At 67.0% G+C, this 17,714-nt stretch carries 14 protein-coding genes and 2 pseudogenes; 6 read left to right on the top strand and 10 right to left on the bottom strand.

The window, feature by feature from the left end:
• Positions 1-36: 36 nt before the first annotated feature.
• From B0F77_RS17590 to B0F77_RS17575, 4 genes and pseudogenes are all read right to left on the bottom strand, one after another.
• Positions 37-483 carry a beta family protein gene (locus tag B0F77_RS17590; protein ID WP_086663991.1) on the bottom strand — a complete coding sequence of 149 codons (447 nt, stop codon included), beginning with the start codon at positions 481-483 and terminating at the stop codon, positions 37-39.
• A 121-nt stretch (positions 484-604) separates the two neighbouring features.
• Positions 605-796 (bottom strand): annotated as a pseudogene (locus B0F77_RS17585) (MBL fold metallo-hydrolase); the annotation flags it as partial.
• 35 nt (positions 797-831) lie between these two features.
• The gene (locus B0F77_RS17580; protein WP_086663990.1) at positions 832-2,082 is read right to left on the bottom strand and encodes an ATP-binding protein; all 1,251 of its coding nucleotides are present in this window, start codon (positions 2,080-2,082) and stop codon (positions 832-834) included.
• Between the two features lie 231 nt (positions 2,083-2,313).
• Positions 2,314-2,991 (bottom strand): MBL fold metallo-hydrolase, encoded by a 678-nt coding sequence (locus B0F77_RS17575; protein ID WP_086663989.1) that lies wholly within the window; start codon positions 2,989-2,991, stop codon positions 2,314-2,316.
• A gap of 138 nt (positions 2,992-3,129) precedes the next feature.
• Here B0F77_RS17575 and B0F77_RS17570 point away from each other — a divergent pair.
• Positions 3,130-4,089, top strand: a pseudogene (locus tag B0F77_RS17570) (acyltransferase family protein); the annotation flags it as partial.
• Between the two features lie 47 nt (positions 4,090-4,136).
• Here the strand turns inward: B0F77_RS17570 and B0F77_RS17565 are convergent.
• The gene (locus tag B0F77_RS17565; RefSeq protein WP_086663988.1) at positions 4,137-4,889 is read right to left on the bottom strand and encodes a maleylpyruvate isomerase family mycothiol-dependent enzyme; all 753 of its coding nucleotides are present in this window, start codon (positions 4,887-4,889) and stop codon (positions 4,137-4,139) included.
• Between the two features lie 224 nt (positions 4,890-5,113).
• Here B0F77_RS17565 and uvrA point away from each other — a divergent pair, with 224 nt between their 5' ends.
• The 3 genes from uvrA (at position 5,114) to B0F77_RS17550 (ending at position 8,775) form a co-directional block, all read left to right on the top strand.
• Positions 5,114-7,993: an excinuclease ABC subunit UvrA gene (uvrA, locus tag B0F77_RS17560; RefSeq protein WP_086663987.1), complete on the top strand. Its 2,880-nt coding sequence runs from the start codon at positions 5,114-5,116 to the stop codon at positions 7,991-7,993.
• On the top strand, positions 7,990-8,178 hold the full coding sequence (locus B0F77_RS17555; RefSeq protein WP_086663986.1) for a hypothetical protein: 189 nt from the start codon (positions 7,990-7,992) through the stop codon (positions 8,176-8,178). Before uvrA ends, B0F77_RS17555 begins: the two co-directional genes overlap by 4 nt.
• 129 nt (positions 8,179-8,307) lie before the next feature.
• On the top strand, positions 8,308-8,775 hold the full coding sequence (locus B0F77_RS17550; RefSeq protein ID WP_086664030.1) for an SRPBCC family protein: 468 nt from the start codon (positions 8,308-8,310) through the stop codon (positions 8,773-8,775).
• 9 nt (positions 8,776-8,784) lie between these two features.
• Here the strand turns inward: B0F77_RS17550 and B0F77_RS17545 are convergent, their stop codons facing one another.
• The 4 genes from B0F77_RS17545 to B0F77_RS17530 are packed head-to-tail and all read right to left on the bottom strand — an operon-like array spanning position 8,785 to position 13,060.
• Positions 8,785-9,960 carry a vWA domain-containing protein gene (locus B0F77_RS17545; protein ID WP_086663985.1) on the bottom strand — a complete coding sequence of 392 codons (1,176 nt, stop codon included), beginning with the start codon at positions 9,958-9,960 and terminating at the stop codon, positions 8,785-8,787.
• On the bottom strand, positions 9,957-11,162 hold the full coding sequence (locus B0F77_RS17540) for a vWA domain-containing protein (RefSeq protein ID WP_086663984.1): 1,206 nt from the start codon (positions 11,160-11,162) through the stop codon (positions 9,957-9,959). The genes B0F77_RS17545 and B0F77_RS17540 overlap by 4 nt, the downstream gene beginning before the upstream one ends.
• Positions 11,159-12,412 (bottom strand): hypothetical protein, encoded by a 1,254-nt coding sequence (locus tag B0F77_RS17535; RefSeq protein WP_086663983.1) that lies wholly within the window; start codon positions 12,410-12,412, stop codon positions 11,159-11,161. Before B0F77_RS17535 ends, B0F77_RS17540 begins: the two co-directional genes overlap by 4 nt.
• A gap of 51 nt (positions 12,413-12,463) precedes the next feature.
• Entirely contained in the window at positions 12,464-13,060 is a 597-nt protein-coding gene (locus B0F77_RS17530; protein WP_086663982.1) for a TetR/AcrR family transcriptional regulator, read from the bottom strand.
• Positions 13,061-13,135: 75 nt separating this feature from the next.
• Here B0F77_RS17530 and B0F77_RS17525 point away from each other — a divergent pair, with 75 nt between their 5' ends.
• On the top strand, positions 13,136-14,290 hold the full coding sequence (locus B0F77_RS17525; protein WP_086663981.1) for an FAD-dependent oxidoreductase: 1,155 nt from the start codon (positions 13,136-13,138) through the stop codon (positions 14,288-14,290).
• A 72-nt stretch (positions 14,291-14,362) separates the two neighbouring features.
• Positions 14,363-15,520, top strand: coding sequence for a hypothetical protein (locus tag B0F77_RS17520; RefSeq protein ID WP_086663980.1), 1,158 nt, complete (start codon positions 14,363-14,365; stop codon positions 15,518-15,520).
• Positions 15,521-15,579: 59 nt separating this feature from the next.
• Here the strand turns inward: B0F77_RS17520 and B0F77_RS17515 are convergent, their stop codons facing one another.
• A complete protein-coding gene (locus B0F77_RS17515) occupies positions 15,580-17,667 on the bottom strand; it encodes an alpha-galactosidase (RefSeq protein WP_086663979.1) in 2,088 nt (695 codons plus the stop codon).
• Between the last annotated feature and the right edge of the window lie 47 nt (positions 17,668-17,714).

Raw genomic sequence — 17,714 nt, 5'->3', positions numbered from 1 at the left:
TGATCGCCGGGACCGGCTCGAGCAGCGGAGTGTGCTTCACAGCCCAGATGTCCCTCGTTGTGCCACGTGTTCGAGGTGGTGTGAGGTGGCGTAAGCGACCCAGCGAGACACGCTGCTCGCGGCTCGACCGCGGCCACTTCGGCATCTCGCCAGTTCACCGTCTCCCCACGAGAAGTTGCTTCCGGCGAACTCCGGTCGCGCCACGAGTTCGCCGGCCAGCTCACCGAACGCTTCGCCTGCACGCGGTTGTTGCCGGGCTGCCATCTGCGTCGCGGCCTTGACCAGCGCCTGCAGGAGTTGCCCTCGGTCTTCCCACTGGATGGAATCGAGCAGTTCGACGAGGATCCTCGGTGTGGCGACGCCTCGATCGACGAGGTGGCGGAGAGCTTCGAACTCGCCCATCCTGCTCTTGACCACGACCAACGGCCTGAACGACATCGCCATGTCCGTTCGCAGGGTGGCCAGCTCGAGGACTTCGATCATGCGTGGTCGCGAACTACCTGTGGCCCGCTGGACGAGTGAACTCAGCGCGGCTCTCGACTCCGGCCAGGCATGAAGACGCACTGCGGTGGGTCACCAGCCGCAGTGCGTTGCTCCGCGAGGCTCACCAGCCGCGGGCGCGCCACTCCGCGAGCGAGGGGCGCTCCTTGCCGAGCGTCGAGTCGTCGCCGTGGCCTGGGTAGAACCAGGTGTCGTCGGGCAGGACGGCGAACAGGCGGTCCTCGACGTCGTTGATCAGCGAGGCGAAGTTGTCGGCCGACGTGGTCTTCCCCACACCCCCCGGAAAGAATAAATCACACCAGCGGTGAACATCGCTCCCATCCGCACGACCTATGGGGCCAAGTGCCAGAGCGCGTCAAGTGGCAGGGCCTTGATCTTCTCTCCGAATGACAAGGTCTGTTGGCCGGCGTAGAGCACATACCCGGCGACGAACCGATCTCCCAAATGGTTGGCCAGGTTCCGCAAGCCAGCGAGGTCCTCGGCACGCACTGTCGCCCCCGCTTTGACCTCGACCCCGATCACTCGGCCGTCTGGTGTCTCGATGACGGCATCAACCTCCTGCTTTTCCTTGGTGCGGTAGTGATATAGCCGTCCACGCTCCTCGGACCATGTGAGTTGGCGAGCGAGTTCCATGACGACGAAGTTCTCCATCATCGATCCTGCGGCGCCGCCTGGCTCACCGAGTCGCACAGGGTCTTGACCGATGAGGTGACAAGCAATCCCGGTGTCCACGAACGCAAGTTTCGGCGTGCCCACGGCGCGGCGTGTCTGGCCGGACGACCAGGCGGGGATGCTCTTGATGAGAAAGACCGACGCCAACAACTCCAGATAGCGAATCAGGGTCGTTCGAGGGATACCAGACTGAGAGGCAAGAACTGTCGGCTCCAGTAGGCCTCCCGCACGTCCGGCCAGCAGGGCTATCAGTTTGAGCAAGTCGCCTTGGCGCTCGATGCTGGCCAGTTCCAGTACGTCACGTTCGATCAAGGTCGACAGGTATGAGTCGAAGAAGGCCGTGCGGCGGCGCGGAGTGCGACGCGTCGCTTCTGGGAAGCCGCCGACAACGAGGCGTTCGAGGTAGTCGCGGCGGCGCAACTCTGAGGAGTGGTCGATCTGAGGGCCATGTCGGAACGCGGCATCTACGAATCGGTCAGGAGATCCGTGCATCTCTCCTTGGGAGAACGGCCAGAGCTCGATCACCTCCATGCGTCCGGGCAGTGCGTCCGGGAGAGTTCGCATGGCCAAGATTCGTGATGAGCCCGTCAGGAGGTAGCGGCCTGGGGTGGGATCCAGATCCACAGACACCTTGATCGGCTGTAGAAGCTCTGGAACCAGCTGGATCTCGTCGATGACCATGAGACTGTCGTGCTCGACGAATCCGGTGGGATCCTCCTTGGCGGCAAGCAGCGTTGCCGGATCGTCGAGAAGGCGTAGCACTGTGGGCTGACTATCGGTGGCGAGCCTGGTCAGCGTGCTCTTACCCACCTGTCGAGCACCGTTGACAAGAACAACGCGTGTGTCCTCAAGCGCCTCATGAACCAGCGATTCGGCGCGGCGGGGGACCAGGCGGGGCGCGACAGACATGGATCCAGTCTGCCGTACAAGCAAGATCAGTGGTCATCTGGACGGTGCTCACGTGGTTATCTGGACGGTGCTCGCGTGGTCGTCTGGACGCACAGTGATGGCGGGCTGGACGCTCGCTCGGTGGAACTCCTGCGAAGCGTCCAGCCTGTCCGAAGGGCGCATGGATCTCGAACTGCTCTGATCCTGGATTCGCCGTGTGGCCGCCTGGGTGGGTACGCGGTCCCGATCAGGTCACCAGCCGCGGGCGCGCCACTCCGCGAGCGAGGGGCGCTCCTTGCCCAGCGTCGAGTCGTCGCCGTGGCCTGGGTAGAACCAGGTGTCGTCGGGCAGGACGGCGAACAGGCGGTCCTCGACGTCGTTGATCAGCGAGGCGAAGTTGTCGGCCGACGTGGTCTTCCCCACACCCCCCGGAAAGAGTGAATCTCCGGTGAAGAGGTGCGGGTGGCCGTTCGGGTCGTCGTAGACGACGGCGATCGAACCTGGGGTGTGGCCGCGCAGGTGGATGATCGACAACGGGACTTCGCCCACGTGAATGGTGTCGCCGTGCTCCACCAGTACGTCCGGTGGGACGGGGAGGACGGCGGCGTCCAGTTCGTGCGCGACGGTGTTCGAGCCGTGGGCGCCGGCCAGGGCGCCGAGTGCCTGCCAGTGATCGGCGTGCTGGTGCGTCGTCACGATCGTGCGCAGCCGCGGGCGGTTCGGGATGTGGCCGAACAGGTCGGACAGGCGCTCGTAGTCGTTGGCCGCGTCGATGAGCAGCGCCTCGTTCGTGGACCGGCAAACCAGCAGGTAGGCGTTGTTGTCCATCGGTCCGACGGAGATCTTCGTGATGGTCAGCGCGTCCAGGGTGCGACGGGCGGCTGGGCCCTCTGGATCGACGTGACCGGTGTAGTTCTCGAGTACGTCCACGGTGGCAGACGGTAGTCGCTCGATGCGGCGAGACGCACACCTTCAGGTTGCATACAGGTCTCACTCATAGGGTAAGTAAGGATCAAGCTTCGACCTCCGAGTACGCCGAAAGCATCAACGAACAGGTCCCCGCCTCTCGTGATTCCAGCGCAACGACAAAAGCCCCGCACGGCCCGCAGGGTCAGCTGGGACGTCCTCCGCGTCGTCGCCATCGGGTGCGTGTTGCTCCACCACGCCACGCTTACGAGCATCAGCAGCCACCCCGATCTCGGGCCGCTGCCGTTCACGTTCCCGATGTCGATGGGCGCCAGCATGCTGATGGTCGTCTCCGCCTTCTTCGCCTGCGCGTCGCTCAACAGCGGCAAGCCGGGGCAGTTCCTGTGGAGAAGACTCGCGCGCCTGTTGCCGGCGTACATGGCGGCGGTGCTGCTCACCTACGCCGTGCAGCGGTGGATCGCGCCGGAGGGCTGGAGTCAGCTCGACGGAAGGGACGTCGTCTACAACCTGCTGCTGATCAACCAGTGGTTCCCGGACGTCAACATCGTCGACTTCGCCTACTGGACCGTGCCGGTGCAGATCGCGGCGTTCATCGCCGGTGCGGTGCTCGTGAAGCGCCTGAGGGGCACGAAGCTCCGCTTCTTCCTGTGGGCGCTCATCATCACGCCGCTGCTGCTACGGCCGTTGCTCGATCACTCACACACACTCTTCGTGATCTACAACGGGTTCGCGCTCCACCGGGCTCAACTGTTCGCCGCAGGTATTGCCATCTGGCTGTGGTCGAAACACCGCTTGAAGACACCGCATCTGGTCGCGCTGCTCGGCGCTGCGCTGATAGCGCAAGCGATTCACACGACCGAGTACGGTTCGACGCTCGGCTTCGCCGTGTTGCTGCTGATGGTGTGCGCGGCGGCCGCGGGACCCGATTGGCTGTTCTTCAAGCCGATCGCCAAGCCGATCACGTGGCTCGCCGGCATCTCGTACGGGGTCTATCTCGTGCACCAGCAGATCGGCACCGTGGTGATGGACCGCATGCACGCCGTTGGGCTGCGGTCCTGGTGGCTGCTCGCCGGGTTCGTCACCTCGGCACTGGTGCTCGGCTGGCTGATGACGAAGTTCGTCGAACGGCCCGCGTACCGGTTGCTGACTCAGATCCAGTCGGGCAGTTCCGGCAGCTCACCGCGCAGGTCGGAGCCGTCGGTCCTGCCGGTCAGCCACCCCAGGACGGCGCTCGCCGACCCGCTCACCGAGTTGCGGCTGGCCGGTCCGTTGACGGTCCAGATGCGCTGAGTGCCGTCGGGCAGGGTCACCTCGATGCTGAACGGGTCGACCCTGCCCTCGAACTGCTCCACGGCGTCGTCGAGGAACTCGTCCACGAAGTCGGCGGGCAGGTCGTCGAACCCGACACCGGCGTTCAGGTCGATGAGGTGGATCCAGATCTCGCGCAGGCGGAACAGCGGCACGGTGGACGCCGGGATCGACTGGCCCTTGGGCGCCGTGACCTCCGAGTGCCACGCGTGCGCGGGGAACTCGCGGCACGCGGCGTCGAACCGCAGGCACGCGGAGTCGAGATCGGCCTTGATCACCTGCAGGATGCGGCGCGAGCCCTCCTCGATGTCCGCGTCGCGGTCCGCGCGTGAGGCGTACGCCTGGTGCTCGACCCCGGTCTTGGCCCAGGTGAGCAGGTTCACCAGCGCGTCGGCGTTGCGCGCGAGGTGGGTGACGACGTGTCCGCGGGACCAGCCGGGCAGCAGGCTCGCGCCGCGCATCGCGGCCTCGTCCAGCTCCTCGACGGTCTCGTACAGCACGTCCGTCGCCTGGCGCACCGCGTTGATGTGCCGGTCGGGCACACCTCGTGGTGCAGGTACGGACGTGTGCTGCGTGGACGGTGTGTAGGTCATGTGCTGCCTCTCCCCGACGTTGAGGCTCTGATCGAAGTGACCAGCCTATGAGTAAACCCAGTTCAGGGGAATGCGACAGCGGCCAGAACCGTTTTTGTCAGGGGTGGGCCCTAGCATGGTCGGCGGGTCGGTCGCAGCCTCCAAAACGATGCTAGTAGTCTTCGAACGCTTGTTCGGAAGAGTGTGGCGTGAGTGACCCGCCGACCGCAGCCGAAGGGACCCCAGTGGCAGACCGTCTTGTTGTTCGCGGCGCCCGCGAGCACAACCTGCGCGGCGTGGATATCGACCTGCCGCGGGACAGCCTGATCGTCTTCACGGGGCTGTCCGGCTCCGGCAAGTCGAGCCTGGCTTTCGACACGATCTTCGCGGAGGGCCAGCGGCGCTACGTGGAGTCGCTCTCGGCGTACGCGCGCCAGTTCCTCGGGCAGATGGACAAGCCCGACGTCGACTTCATCGAGGGCCTCTCGCCCGCGGTGTCGATCGACCAGAAGTCGACCAGCCGCAACCCGCGGTCGACCGTCGGCACCATCACCGAGGTCTACGACTACCTGCGCCTGCTCTACGCGCGCGCCGGCAAGCCGCACTGCCCGCAGTGCGGCGAGGCGATCGGCAAGCAGACGCCGCAGGAGATCGTCGACCAGGTGCTCGCGATGGAGCAGGGCACCAAGTTCCAGGTGCTCGCGCCGGTCATCCGCGGGCGCAAGGGCGAGTACCTCGACCTCTTCCAGAACCTGCAGTCGCAGGGCTACTCGCGCGCGAAGGTCGACGGCGTCGTCCACGCGCTGGGCGAGGTGCCCAAGCTCAAGAAGCAGGAGAAGCACCACATCGCGGTCGTCATCGACCGGCTGAGCGTCAAGGCGTCGTCCAAGCAGCGCCTGACGGACTCGGTCGAGACGGCGCTGCGGCTCGCCGACGGCCTGGTCGAGCTGGAGTTCGTGGACCTCCCGGAGACGGATCCGAAGCGGATCAGGGGCTTCTCCGAGAACCTGGCGTGTCCCAACGGCCACCCGCTCGCGATCGAGGACCTCGAGCCGCGGTCGTTCTCCTTCAACTCGCCGTACGGCGCGTGCGTGGTCTGCACGGGCATCGGCGTGCGCAAGGAGGTCGACCCGGAGCTCGTCGTGCCGGACGACGAGATGACGCTCGAAGAGGGCGCCATCGCGCCGTGGGCCGGCGGCCAGACCGCCGAGTACTTCACCCGGCTGCTGCAGTCGCTGGGCGAGACCATCGGCTTCCGCATGGACCAGCAGTGGCGGCTGCTGCCCGCGAAGGCGCAGAAGGCGATCCTGCACGGCATCGACGAGCAGGTGCACGTCCGGTACAAGAACCGCTACGGCCGTGAGCGCTCCTACTACGCCAACTACGAGGGCGTGATCCCGTTCCTCGAACGGCGTCAGGAGCAGACCGAGTCCGAGTACATGCGGGAGAAGTACGAGGGCTACATGCGCGAGGTCCCGTGCCCCGCGTGTGCCGGCACCCGCCTCAAACCCGAGATCCTCGCCGTCACGCTGCACCACGGCAAAAAGGGCGACAGGTCCATCGCCGAGGTCTGCGCGATGAGCGTCTCGGAGTGCTCCGACTTCCTCGACGGCCTCAAGCTCGGCAAGCGCGAGTCGATGATCGCGGGCGCGGTGCTCAAGGAGATCCAGGCCCGCCTGCACTTCCTGCTCGACGTCGGCCTCGACTACCTGTCGCTCGACCGCGCCTCCGGCACCCTGTCCGGTGGCGAGGCGCAGCGCATCCGGCTCGCCACGCAGATCGGCTCCGGCCTGGTCGGCGTGCTGTACGTGCTGGACGAGCCGTCGATCGGCCTGCACCAGCGCGACAACCACCGGCTGATCGAGACGCTCACGAGGTTGCGCAACCTGGGCAACACGCTGATCGTCGTCGAGCACGACGAGGACACGATCCGCAACTCGGACTGGGTCGTCGACATCGGCCCCGGTGCCGGTGAGCACGGCGGCAAGGTCGTGCACAGCGGCCCGTACAAGAAGCTGCTGACGAACAAGGAGTCGATCACCGGCGCGTACCTGTCGGGCCGCAAGTCGATCCCGATGCCCGCGAAGCGCCGCAAGATCGACAAGAAGCGGCAGCTGACGGTCGTCGGCGCACGCGAGCACAACCTGCGCGGCATCGACGTGTCGTTCCCGCTCGGCACGCTCACCGCGGTCACCGGCGTGTCCGGTTCCGGCAAGTCGACGCTGGTCAACGACATCCTGGCCACCGTGCTCGCGAACAAGCTCAACGGCGCGCGCCAGGTGCCCGGCAGGCACACCCGGATCAACGGCCTGAACGAGGTCGACAAGCTCGTGCGCGTCGACCAGTCGCCGATCGGCCGCACCCCGCGGTCGAACCCGGCCACCTACACGGGCGTGTTCGACCACGTCCGCAAGCTGTTCGCGGCGACCACGGAGGCGAAGGTCCGCGGTTACCAGCCGGGCCGCTTCTCGTTCAACGTCAAGGGCGGCCGCTGCGAGGCGTGCGCCGGCGACGGCACGATCAAGATCGAGATGAACTTCCTCCCGGACGTCTATGTCCCCTGCGAGGTGTGCAAGGGCGCGCGGTACAACCGCGAGACGCTGGAAGTGCACTACAAGGGCAAGACGATCTCCGAGGTCCTCGACATGCCGATCGAGGAAGCGGCCACGTTCTTCGAGCCGATCAACGCCATCCACCGCCACCTGCGCACGCTGGTCGACGTCGGTCTCGGCTACGTGCGGCTGGGCCAGCCGGCGCCGACGCTGTCCGGTGGTGAGGCGCAGCGCGTGAAGCTCGCGTCGGAGCTGCAGAAGCGGTCGACCGGCAAGACCGTCTACATCCTCGACGAGCCGACCACTGGCCTGCACTTCGAGGACATCCGCAAGCTGCTGGGCGTGATCAACGGCCTGGTGGACAAGGGCAACACCGTCATCGTGATCGAGCACAACCTCGACGTCATCAAGACGTCCGACTGGATCGTCGACATGGGTCCCGAAGGGGGCTCCGGCGGCGGTATGGTCGTGGCAGAGGGCACACCCGAGCAGGTCTCCGAGGTCGAGAAGAGCTACACGGGGCAGTTCCTGCTGCAGGTGCTCGAGAACGAGGAGGTGTCAGCGGCCGGGTGATGATTCCACTCGACGCCCTGGCCCTGCGCGAACGCGCTCTGCAGGCGTCGCGTGGTGAGCCCCTGGCGGCGTACCCCATCAACCTCGTAGAGGTGCTCGACGCGTCGGAGCTGTCGTTCCGTCGCGTCGTGGCTGTCGGCTGGTTGCGAGCCTTGGAACGGTTCCCGCGTCTCAGCGGCAAGTGAACACGGACGGCCTGGTGAGACGCTCAAGCCTCACTTGAGCCGCATGACACTCCGTGAGGAATTCCCGGCCTCTTGTGACTTTTGTCGAGAACCTGTCACTCGAACGAGCTATCCGGGATGATGGCGGCCGTGTCACTCAACCGCTATCGCTTCCGCAGCGTGTGGCACGTCGACGCGTGTCCGTCCGATGTGTACGAGGTGCTGTCCGACATCGCGAACTACCCGCTGTGGTGGCCCGAGATCCGGAAAGCCACGAAGATCGACGACGAGAGCGGCGAACTCCGGTGTCGCTCGTTCCTGCCGTTCGACCTCGTCGTGCAGGTCAGGCACAGCATCAGGAACCAGCAGGCCGGTCTTCTGCGCGCCACGCTGTCCGGTGACCTCGAGGGCTACGCGAGCTGGGAGATCATCGGCCGGGACGGCGGCACGGACCTGGTGTTCGACCAGGAGGTAGTGGTCAACAAGGCCCTGCTCCGGCGTCTGGTGCTGATCGCGAAGCCGTTCTTCCGCGGCAACCACGACATGATGATGCGCGGCGGCCTCAAGGGCCTGAAACAGGTCCTCGAAGCCAAGACGGCCAGCCGCCGCGAGGCCTGACCAGCTTCGCTAGCCGCCGATGTACACGGTCATGTTGTCGGCCCACCGCGTGCAGTGGAGCGGAAGAGGGGAGGACCTCAAGCAGACCCACTCACCGGTGTCCCACCACAGCATCGAATCCTGGGTCTGCTGGGCCTTGATCGCCGCGAGGTAGCGGTCTGCGATGTCGATGGCGGCAGGACAGCCCACTCCAGTCATGTCGACCACCTTGTCCTGACCTTCCCGGCAGACGACCGGGTCGGGTGTGCAGCGCACACCCCATTGTTTCCACGCCTCAGGAGGCGCCTTGCCGCAAGGCGGTTCCAGGGTGGCCACCACGTACTGCCACCCCTGATCCCTGAATTCGAAGAGGACAGGGACTCCCTCGGGGTGTTGCACGACGAGGCTGGGATGCGTGATCTCCGCGTGGGCGAGCAGGTAGCGATCTTGGTAGCACTTGAAACCGAGCAAGCGCTGAGGTTTGAACGGATACGCGGCTTCGAGTCCCTCCAGGGTCACCAGCTCGCAGGCCTTGAGCGGTTTCACCTCCTGCGCCACCAGGTCGGCGGGAACCGAGACCTCCTTCATCGTCGTGACGAGTTCGTCGGAAGTCCTGGTGAGGCGCGGGGTCTGGGCGTCGGACGCGGCGGCGATGTCGGTGAGGACCTTGACCTGCTCCGGCGTCAACCGGTGGCCGACGAACCGAAAGTCGATCTTCACACCCGCCTTGCCGGTGTGCTGCTTGATGATCGCGCGGACCTCGTCGGCGCTTTTGCCACACGCGTCGGCGCCGTTGCGGGCGACCACCACCACGCGATTCGTCACCGAGCCACGGAACGGGTAGACGTGCGCGAAGTCGTCGATCGCCGCGAGAATCCCGCTGAGCAACGTCGCCCTGCCGCCTGGGGTGATCGACCGCGCCGCGTCGCCGATCTTGGTTGCGTGCCCGGTGCCCGGCGTGACCAACTCGGCGGTGTTCGAGGAGTCGCACTCGCCACCGAACCGCCGCAGCGCCAGCGAATCGTCGCCCGGCATGTTCGAGGCCGCGGCACCGACGGCGTCCGCCACCTCGCGGAAGTCCGGCGAGTCGGAGGCGTCGACCAGGAACAGCGTGCGGTGGTCGGGAGTCAGGTGCACGATGACGCCGCCGGCGATCAGCCCGAGCGTCACGACGACCGCGATCCCGGTCAGCAGTCGGCGTTTCATCGCTGGTAGTCGCCCAGCTGAACGACCATGTTGTCGGTCGTGCGCACGCATTTCAGCGGGACCTGGGAGTGCGCCAGGCCTTCCTCGTACGGCCAGGAGCAAGACCACTCGCCGGACCGCCAGAACGTGCCCTGGCCCGCTGCCTGCTGGCCGTCGATCGCCGCCTTGTAGCGGTCCGCGATGTCGATGGCCGCCGGACACCCGACACCGTTCAGGTCCGTCACCTTCAGCGCGCCGTCACGGCAGACGACGGGCTCGAAGATGCACGGGAACTTCCACGTCGTCCACACCTCCTTCGGCACCGACCCGCACGGCAGTTCGGTTCCCGACGTGAGGTACTGCCAGGACTCGTCCTTCCTCTCGAACACCAGGAACAGGGTGTCCGTGTACTGCGGTTCCGTCTGCGCCTTCGCGAACACGTAGCGGTCCTGCTGGCAGTTGATGTCGAAGTAGTACGCCTTGTGCTGTGCGTTGCTTCCCAACGGATGCGCGGCCATCAGCGTCTCCGGCGTCACCGCGTCGCACGGAGACGTCTTCACCTCCTTGACCGCCAGTTCGGACGGGACCGACACCTCCTTCATCGTGGTCACGAGCTCGTCCGAGGTCTTGGTGAGGCGTGGTGGCTGCGCGTCGGACGCTGCCGCGATCTGGGTGAGGACCTTGGCCTGCTCGGCGGTCAGCCGGTGGCCGACGAACCGGAAGTCGATCTTCACGCCCGCTCGTGCGGTGTGCTCGCCGATGATCGCGCGGACCTCGTCGGCGCTCTTGCCGCAGGCGTCGGCGCCGCCACGTGCGACGACCACCACCTGGTTGGTCGCGGAACCGCGGAACGGGTAGGTGCGTGCGAAGTCGTCGATCGCCGCGAGGATGCCGCTGAGCAGCGTTGCCTTGCCGCTCGGGGAGATCGCGCGGGCCGCGTCACCGATCTTGGCCGCCTGCCCGGTGCCCGGCGTGACCAGCTCGGAGGTGTTCGAGGAGTCGCAGGCGCCACCGAACCGGCGCAGCGCCAGCGAGTCGTCGGCGGACATGTTCGACGCCGCGGCCCCGACCGCGTCCGCCACCTCGCGGAAGTCTCCCGAGGACTCCGAGGCGTCGACGAGGAATGTCGTGCGGTGCTGCGGGGTCAGGAACACCCACAGCCCACCGGTCACCAGTCCCAGCACCAGTACGACGGCGCCCGCCACCAGCAACCAGCGTTTCATCCTGTTCCCCCTGGGCCCTGCGCGCGCAGCTTTGTCAGCGCGTCCGTCATCTCCCCCGCCACGGCGTTGTAGGCGTCGGCGGCCTTGGAGTAGACGGCGAGCGGTTCCGTCAGGTTCCGCCCCGAACGAGCCGTGTCGAGCAACTTCTCCGCTGCCTCGATCACCGCGGCCTGCAACGTGCGCAACCGGACCGCCATGTCCCGCAACCGGACGGCGTCCGCCGAGCTGGTCCGGCCGTCGAGGTCCTCGATCTCGATGTCGACGACGGCGCTCCTGGCCTCGGCCAGCGCGCCGTCGGCGAGGTCGAACCGGCCCTTCTTGATCGCGTCGGTGGTCGAGTTGAGCTTCTCGACGGTCGGGTTCAGCACGTTCACGACCGACTGCGAGGATCGCAGCACCGGCTCGATGGTGGTGAACCAGGCGAGGAAACGCTTCAGTTGCTCCGGCGAGTCCGTGAACGTCGGTTCCTGCGTTTTGAGCTTCGTGGCCAGCTCCGTCAGCCGGTCGTTGTCGTCTTTGTCGACCTGGTAGCCGATGAACCGGAACTCGATGGTCAGGCCGGCCGCCGCGACCCGGTCGCGGATCTGCGACTCGACGAACTCGCTGTCGGGGTCGCACGCGTCCTTGCCGTGCCTGGTCACCACGATGATCCGGTTGACCTGCCTGGCCTTCAGCGCCAACGGAGTCGCGAAGTCGCTGACCGCCTCGACGATTCCGCGCTGCAACGTGGCTTTCGCACCCTGCCGCACCGAGCGGGCGGCGTCGGCGATCTCCTGCCGGTTGCCGGTGCCGAACCCGACGAGCTGCGTGGTGTTGCCGTCCGAACCGCAGTCGCCGCCGAAGCTGCGCAACGCCTGGGAGTCGTGCTCGCCGGAGTTGCCGACGACCGTGGTCAGCGCACCGACCACGCTCGCCAGATCGCCATCGGCCGCGTCGATCAGGAACGTCGTCTTGTAGATGGGCGCGAACATCGGGACGACCCAGCGGATGACGACGAAGGTGCTGCCCACCACCAGCACGGCGACGAGCAGGACGATCAGCAGCCGGCGCACGCTCTTCGGGAGTTCCCAGAACGTGTTCCACTGGCGCGCGTTGTCACCGACGATGACACCCTTGGCCTTGCCCAAATGCACCGTGTACTTGGCGTCCCCGGCCGGCTCGCCGAGTTCTCCGTGCGCCTTCTGGATCGCATCGGACGCCGTCGGCGACAGCTCGTTCGCCGCGGTGACGGACAGCCTGATCTCGTCCATGGACGCAAGGTAGCGAGCTCGGACCGAAAGGAACTTTGAAACGAAAAGAAATCAGGTTTGGCCGGACAGGTGCCGCACCAGCAACGCCAGCTGGGCCGCGTACTTCTCGGCGAACTCGGGCGTGGCGGGGTCCTCGCCGGTGATCTGGCCCGCCGTGTGCCGCAGGGTCAACGGCGCCGCGGCCGCCGCCATCAACGCCAGCAGCAGAAAGCCCGGGTCCAGGTCCGCGGGGACTTCGCCGGCGGCCTGACGTTCCCGCAGCTGGTCGACCTGGGCGCGCAGGAACGCCTCGTCGGTGGGCGGGCTGTCGCCTGCCAGGTTCGACCACGCCCACAGGCGGCCCTGATCGGTGAGCGCGGTCGCCACGAAGCTCGCGAGCACCTTGTCCAGCGGCTGCTCGGGGCTCGCCATCTCGGCCGCGGAGCTGTGCCAGCTCGTCGCGAGTTCCTTGTACAGGCCCTCTTTGCCGCCGAAGTAGTACGAGATCAGCTGCTTGTTCACGCCAGCCCGCGCCGCGATGTCCGTCGTGCGCGTCGCCGCGTAGCCGTGAGCGCCGAACTCCGCCGCGGCTGCCTCGATGATGCGGGCCCGCGTGCGTTCCGGGTCGCGCTTGCGTTCCGAAGCGCTGGGAGAGCGGCGTTGATCCACGGCCTCACGGTAGCCGACGGGCTGTTTTCAACCAGCGGGTTGACTTAATCAACCGCACGGTTGAAACTTGGCGGCATGAGAATCGCAGTGGTGGGTGGGGGAATCGGCGGGCTGTGTCTGGCGCACGGGTTGCGCGAGGCCGGCGTGGACGTGGCGGTGTACGAGCGCGAGCTCTCGCGCACGGACCGCCTGCAGGGGTACCGGGTGCACATCAACCCGCACGGTGCCGCTGCGCTGCGGGAGTGTCTGCCCGCGGCGAACTGGGCTCGATTCGAGCAGAGCGCGGGATCGAGCGACAACGGATTTGGGTTCTTAACGGAACAGCTCAAGCCTTTGCTCGTGCTCGATCCGGAGGAGGAGAAGCACTACTCGGCCAGCCGGATCACGCTTCGGCAGGTGCTGCTCGACGGGCTGGACGTGCAGTTCGGCAAGCGGTTCGAGCGCTACGAACACAACGGCAGAGGCATCACGCTGCACTTCGAGGACGGCACGACCGCCGAGTGCGACGTGCTCGTCGGCGCGGACGGCATCCGGTCGCGCGTCCGCCGGCAGTACCTGCCGCACGCGGGCACGGAAGAGGTCGGGATCACCGCGATCGCGGGGAAGCTCCTCCTCGACGAACACGACTGGATTCCGCGGAGTCTGCTCATCAGGGCCAACTCGATCATCCCGACCAGCAGGTGCGGCATGTTCCTGGTGGCGCACGACGGTCTGGGGTACTCGGACGACGACGGCGTGCTGTTCGACAACGTCCGCCCGTACCTGATGTGGGGGTACGCGGCCAACGACCTCGACGTGCGCAACGGGCTGCAGGCAGAGGTGCTCCGACGGATCGCCGGATGGAGCCCCGACCTGCGCCGGGTCGTCGAGTTGTCACATCCCGACACGATCAGTCAGTGGCGCATCAGGTCGTCGAAGCCCATCGAGCGATGGGAGAGCACGAACGTCACGTTGCTCGGTGACGCCATCCACGCGATGACGCCGATGCGCGGTATCGGGGCGAACATCGCGTTGCGGGACGCACAGCTGCTCGCGCGGTGCATCGCCGAAGGTGGTGACGCCATCGCACGGTACGAGGCCGAGATGTACGACTACGGCTTCGCGGCGGTGCGCGACTCGTTGCGCGCGGCCAGGCAGTTCGCGGAGGGAAGCCCGGTCTCGCGAACGCTGTTCCGCACGGTGCTCCGGACGGCCGCCGCCGTGCCCGCGCTGAAACGCGCAATGTTCTGAAAATCAGTTTGAACCGATCTGGCTCGCTCTGCGTGTGTGGGGCGTTGGAGGGCACGAGCCAGGAGGTTGAAGATGATCCGCAAGGGCGTTGCGGTCGTCGTGATGGGGTTGGTCTCGCTGACCGCGTGCACGGGCACGCCGGAGAGCAAGCCGGTTGCGCAACAGCAGCAGGAAAGCGTTGTGGCGCTGAAGATCGCCGAGATCGCCGACCTCGGCCCGGTCGTCACCGACGTCAAGGGCTTCACCCTCTACCGCTTCGACAATGACAAGCCGAACGAGTCCACTTGCGACGGTGAATGCGCGGCGGCCTGGCCTCCGGCCACCGTCGCGGACGAGAACTTCACGGTCGAGGGCGTCGACAAGGTCGGCAGCATCGTGCGCAAGGACGGCAGCCGTCAGCTGACCGTCGACGGCATGCCGCAGTACCGGTTCGCCAAGGACGGCAAGCCCGGTGAGACCAAGGGGCAGGGCCTGCAGGGAAAGTGGTTCGCCACCGGCAAGAGCGGCGAACGCACCCAGCTCGCCGCCCGCACGGGAGTCATCGCCGGCCTTGGTGCCGTGCTGACCAACAACGCCGGCCTCACGCTCTACCGGTTCGACGGCGACACGGCGCAGCCCTCAGTGTCCAATTGCGACGGTGGCTGTGTCGAGTCCTGGCCGCCGGTGTACGTGGAGGGCGACACACCGCGGGTGAAGGGCATCGACCCGAAGCTGCTCGGCACGGTCACCCGCAAGGACGGCAAGAAGCAGCTCACGGTCGCGAACTGGCCGCAGTACACGTTCAAGAACGACACCAAACCCGGTGAGGCCAAGGGCGTCACGGTGCCGAAGTGGTTCGCCACGGCGACCGACGGCAAGAAAGCCCAGCAGAACAAGGCCATCGCGCTCACCAGCGCGACCGTCGCCGACCTCGGTGTCATCGCCACCGACTCCGACGGCATGACGCTCTACCGGTTCGACAACGACTCCGCGGACCCGCCCACGAGCAACTGTTCCGGCGAGTGCGCGGTGCAATGGCCGCCCGCTTACGTCAGCGAGGGTTTCCAGGTGCAGGGCGTGGATGCCTCGCTCGTCGGGACGATCGAGCGGGACGGGAAGAAACAGCTCACCATTGCCGGATCGCCGCAGTACCTCTTCTCAGGTGACAAGGTCTGCGGTGACGCCAACGGGCAGGGCGTTGGTGGCAAGTGGTGGGCTACGAAGGCCGACGGAAGTCGCGCCGGCCGGTAAGAGGGAGATGAAGGGACCCTTCCTCCACGTCAGGTGGATGAAGGGTCCCTTCATCGTTTCTAGCGGAGGCGGAGGAGGATCGCCTGCTCCGGTTCCAGCACCGGGAGCTGGATCCCGACGTCACCGAGCACCGAGCCGGGCAACGAGACCGGTTCCCACTTCTTGTCGTCCCGCCCGATCAGCCTCGGCAGACCGGCGGGCGCGTCGAACGTCAGCTGGTACGTGCGTGCGGGATCGAGGCCGGGGAAGCGCACCCGAACCGGCTTGTGCTGCACCGAAGTCGCGATCTGCGCGTAGCAGAACAGCGCCTCGGACCGATCGGCCGCGACCACGCCGTGCACCCAGGCGGCCGGGTCCGGGTGGTCGGAGCGCACCGAGACACCGCTGTGCACCAAGGAACGCACGTCCTTGTAGTACTCGATCGCGGCCTGCAGACCCCCGCGCTCGGCCTCGGTCGCCGAGTTGATGTCCCACTCGATGCCGAAGTGCCCGAACAACGCCGTCGCCACCCGGAACGACAGGTCGTGCGTGCGGCCCGTGGTGTGCGAGTGCGTCGGGCCGACGTGCGCGCCCATCAGTTCCGGCGGCAGGAACAGGCCGGTCCACCGCTGGATCAGCTGGCGTTCCAGGGCGTCGTTGCAGTCGGAGGTCCACACGCGGTCGGTGCGCGACAGCACGCCGAGGTCGATCCGGGAGCCGCCGGACGAGCAACTTTCGATCTCCACGTGCGGGTGGCGCAGCCGCAGTTCGTCCAGCAGCCGGTAGAACGCGGCGGTCTGGTCGTGCACCCGCGAGCCGATCAGGTCGCGGTTGTGGTCCCACTTCACGAACGCGATGTCGTTGTCGGACAACACGGACGAGACGCGGTCGAGGATGTACGCGTAAGCCTCGGGGTGCGCGATGTTCAGCACCTGCTGGTTGCGCCACGACGGCGGCAGCACGCCGGAACGGGGGCCGAGCACCCAGTCCGGGTGGGCGCGGTACAGATCCGAGTCCGTGTTGATCATCTCGGGCTCGAACCACAGCCCGAACTCCATGCCGAGCGAACGGACGTGCTCGATCAGCGGGGTCAGGCCGTCGGGCCACACGGTGTCGTCCACGTACCAGTCGCCGAGGCCCGCCGTGTCGTCGCGACGGTGGCGGAACCAGCCGTCGTCGAGCACGAACCGTTCGACGCCCATGGCGGCGGCGGTGTCGGCCAGCGACTTCAGCCGCGCGAGGTCGTGGTCGAAGTAGACAGCTTCCCACGTGTTGAGCACGACCGGGCGAGGCCGGAGCGTTCGCTCGCGCAGCTGACGGTGGAAAGCCGCGCTGATGCCGTCGATGCCCTCAGCGGAGTAGGCCGCGTACAGCCACGGCTGCTCGTAGGTCTCGCCGGGCGCCAGCACGATCTCGCCCGGCAGCAACAGCTCTCCGCCGCCCAGCACGGGCGTCGAGTCGGGGAAGCTCTCCGCGTACGTCACGTGGTTGCCGCTCCACGCGACGTGCAGCGCCCACACCTCACCGGAGCGGAACGAGAACCCCGGCGTCCCGGCGAGCAGCCCGATGGTCGCGTCGGGCCCGGTGCGGCCGCGGCGGTTCTCGCGGACCCAGGAGCCGTAGTTGAACGGGTGCCGCTGCGGCGAACGTTCGCGAGCCCACCGGCCCGTGAAGTCGAGCAGTTCGGTGGCGTGGGCAGGCGCCGGCAGCGCGGTTTCCAGTCCCTCCAACGCATACGGCGTCGAGCCGTCGTTGCGCACGGTGTGCCGCACCCGGAGCATCCCGGACGAGGCCAGTTCCACCACACCGGTCACGGTCAGCTCGGCCGCCGGATCCTCGGCCACGTAACGGAAGACCGAGTCCTCGGCCGAGGACGACGTCACCGCGAGCGCGGGCGCGAAGTGCTCGCCGCCGCGGTGCCCGCGCAGGCCAGGACGGCCGGAGTGGCCCGCGCCCGCCTCGGGCAGCAGCGCGACCACGACCGGGTGGTCGGGTGAGCTGTTGGGGACGGTTCCCGTCACCACGTCGGCCAGGGTGCGCAGGGCGTCCTGGCCGACGTCGCCGAGCGTGCGCCCCCAGTGCGTGACGACGGGCAACCCCGTGCCCCTCACGTCGATCACCACGCTGGAGGTGTCGTCGTGCAGGTGCACGACCTCATTGCTGCTCATGCGAGCCCCGTCCACATCGAACACAAATGAACAATGCGCCGATCCTC

The organism is Lentzea kentuckyensis (assembly GCF_002150765.1).
GTDB lineage: Bacteria > Actinomycetota > Actinomycetes > Mycobacteriales > Pseudonocardiaceae > Lentzea > Lentzea kentuckyensis.
Note: the sequence above shows the minus strand (reverse complement) of the source record. Positions and strands in the feature narration are given on the sequence as shown.

Bases quoted from the DNA above. Each gene is read 5' to 3' on its own strand.
- B0F77_RS17590 (WP_086663991.1), bottom strand. From the start codon at position 483: ATGATCGAAGTCCTCGAGCTGGCCACCCTGCGAACGGACATGGCGATG.
- B0F77_RS17580 (WP_086663990.1), bottom strand. From the start codon at position 2,082: ATGTCTGTCGCGCCCCGCCTGGTCCCCCGCCGCGCCGAATCGCTGGTT.
- B0F77_RS17565 (WP_086663988.1), bottom strand. From the start codon at position 4,889: ATGACCTACACACCGTCCACGCAGCACACGTCCGTACCTGCACCACGA.
- B0F77_RS17545 (WP_086663985.1), bottom strand. From the start codon at position 9,960: ATGAAACGCCGACTGCTGACCGGGATCGCGGTCGTCGTGACGCTCGGG.
- B0F77_RS17540 (WP_086663984.1), bottom strand. From the start codon at position 11,162: ATGAAACGCTGGTTGCTGGTGGCGGGCGCCGTCGTACTGGTGCTGGGA.
- B0F77_RS17535 (WP_086663983.1), bottom strand. From the start codon at position 12,412: ATGGACGAGATCAGGCTGTCCGTCACCGCGGCGAACGAGCTGTCGCCG.
- B0F77_RS17525 (WP_086663981.1), top strand. From the start codon at position 13,136: ATGAGAATCGCAGTGGTGGGTGGGGGAATCGGCGGGCTGTGTCTGGCG.
- B0F77_RS17520 (WP_086663980.1), top strand. From the start codon at position 14,363: ATGATCCGCAAGGGCGTTGCGGTCGTCGTGATGGGGTTGGTCTCGCTG.
- B0F77_RS17515 (WP_086663979.1), bottom strand. From the start codon at position 17,667: ATGAGCAGCAATGAGGTCGTGCACCTGCACGACGACACCTCCAGCGTG.